Genomic DNA, 1,755 nt, shown 5'->3' with positions numbered 1-1,755 from the left:
TGGCCGGGTCGGTCATGATCGTCGCGGGGTTGCTGTTGATCAGGATGACCTTGTAACCCTCTTCGCGCAGCGCCTTGCAGGCCTGCACGCCCGAGTAGTCGAACTCGCAGGCCTGGCCGATGACGATGGGGCCGGCGCCGATGATCAGAATGCTTTTGAGGTCTGTGCGCTTTGGCATTATTTATTCTCCTGGGCCTTGGCCATCAGTGCCGTGAAGCGGTCGAACATGTAGGCGATGTCGTGCGGGCCGGGCGATGCTTCGGGGTGACCCTGGAAGCAGAACGCGGGCTTGTCGGTGCGCTCCAGGCCTTGCAGCGTGCCGTCGAACAGGCTCACGTGCGTGGGCCGCAGGTTGGCGGGCAGCGATGCCATGTCGACCGCGAAGCCGTGGTTCTGGCTGGTGATGCTCACGCGGCCGGTGTCCAGGTCCTTGACCGGGTGGTTCGCGCCATGGTGGCTGTTGGCCATCTTGAACGTGGTCGCGCCCGAAGCCAGGGCCATGATCTGGTGGCCCAGGCAGATGCCGAAGGTCGGCACGCCGGCCTCGATCAGCTCCTTGGTCGCCTGGATGGCGTAGTCGCAGGGCTGTGGATCGCCAGGGCCGTTCGACAGGAACACGCCATCGGGGTTCATTGCCAGCACGTCGGCGGCCGGCGTCTGCGCGGGCACCACCGTGAGCTTGCAGCCGCGCTCGGCGAGCATGCGCAGGATGTTGAGCTTGACGCCGTAGTCATAAGCGACGACGTGGAAGCGCGGCGCGGTCTGCTGGCCGTAGCCCTGTCCCAGTTGCCATTCGGTCTGGTCCCAGGTGTAGGTCTTGGTGGTCGACACCACCTTGGCCAGGTCCAGGCCCTTCATCGACGGCGCGGCCTGGGCTGCAGCCACGGCCTGCGCGATGCGCTCGGGGGTCGCGCTTTCGCCTTCGGCCAGGCCGACGATCGCACCGTTTTGCGCGCCCTTGTCGCGCAGCAGGCGCGTGAGCTTGCGGGTGTCGATGTTGGCGATGGCAACGGTGTTCTCGCGCACCAGGTACTGGGGCAAGGTGTGGGTCAAGCGGAAGTTGCTTGCCAGCAGCGGCAGATCCTTGATGATCAAACCTGCGGCGTGGACTTTTTCAGCCTCGATGTCCTCGGCATTGACACCATAGTTGCCGATATGCGGATACGTGAGGGTCACGATCTGCTGGCAATAGCTTGGGTCGGTGAGGATTTCTTGATAGCCGGTGATCGCGGTGTTGAACACCACTTCGCCGACGGTGGTGCCGACTGCACCGATCGAGTTGCCGATAAAGACCGTGCCGTCTGCGAGCGCCAGGATGGCTGGGGGGAAGGATCCCTTGAGAGACAAAAGCACTGGGTTCTCCGGTTCTAATTACGGTTACGCCCAGCGAGCCTAGACGTGAGTCTGGCTATAGCTTGTGTTGCGGGGGAAGGCTCGAAGCGGCGCTAGGCGTAGATGTGGAATGCTTGAAAGCCGCCCATTATAGCCGTGTGCCATGACAGGCCCGTGGCCGCGCCCGGGATTACCCGAGAGCGCAGAGGACCTATAGGCGCGCGTTGCGCGCGTTTGTGATGCGCCTTGCCAGAGGCTTTTGCATCTTTTCCTAGGGCCGGCCGTTCATGGTTCGACAGGCTCACCACGAACGGTTTTCCCCGTTCGCCCTGAGCCTTTCGAAGGGTCAACGGCCTGCCCTGCAGTCCCGCACCTCGCCGGCCGCACCTGGCCGGCCGCACCTGGCCGGCCGCACCTGGCCGG

Annotated in this window: 2 protein-coding genes; both read right to left on the bottom strand. The window is 64.1% G+C overall.

The window, feature by feature from the left end; genetic code table 11:
* Positions 1 to 178, bottom strand: a 178-nt coding sequence (locus RR928_RS24855; protein WP_442881644.1) for a carbamoyl phosphate synthase preATP-grasp domain-containing protein, incomplete at its 3' end; no start/stop codon positions are given.
* Positions 178 to 1,353: a glutamine-hydrolyzing carbamoyl-phosphate synthase small subunit gene (gene carA, locus RR928_RS18490; RefSeq protein ID WP_332538857.1), complete on the bottom strand. Its 1,176-nt coding sequence runs from the start codon at positions 1,351 to 1,353 to the stop codon at positions 178 to 180. The genes RR928_RS24855 and carA, both read right to left, overlap by 1 nt.
* Between the last annotated feature and the right edge of the window lie 402 nt (positions 1,354 to 1,755).

The sequence above is a fragment of the Comamonas sp. genome (assembly GCF_036666375.1).
Taxonomy (GTDB): Bacteria; Pseudomonadota; Gammaproteobacteria; order Burkholderiales; family Burkholderiaceae_C; genus Comamonas.
The sequence above is the reverse complement of the archived record's forward strand: the minus strand, read 5'-3'. Positions and strand labels throughout refer to the sequence as shown.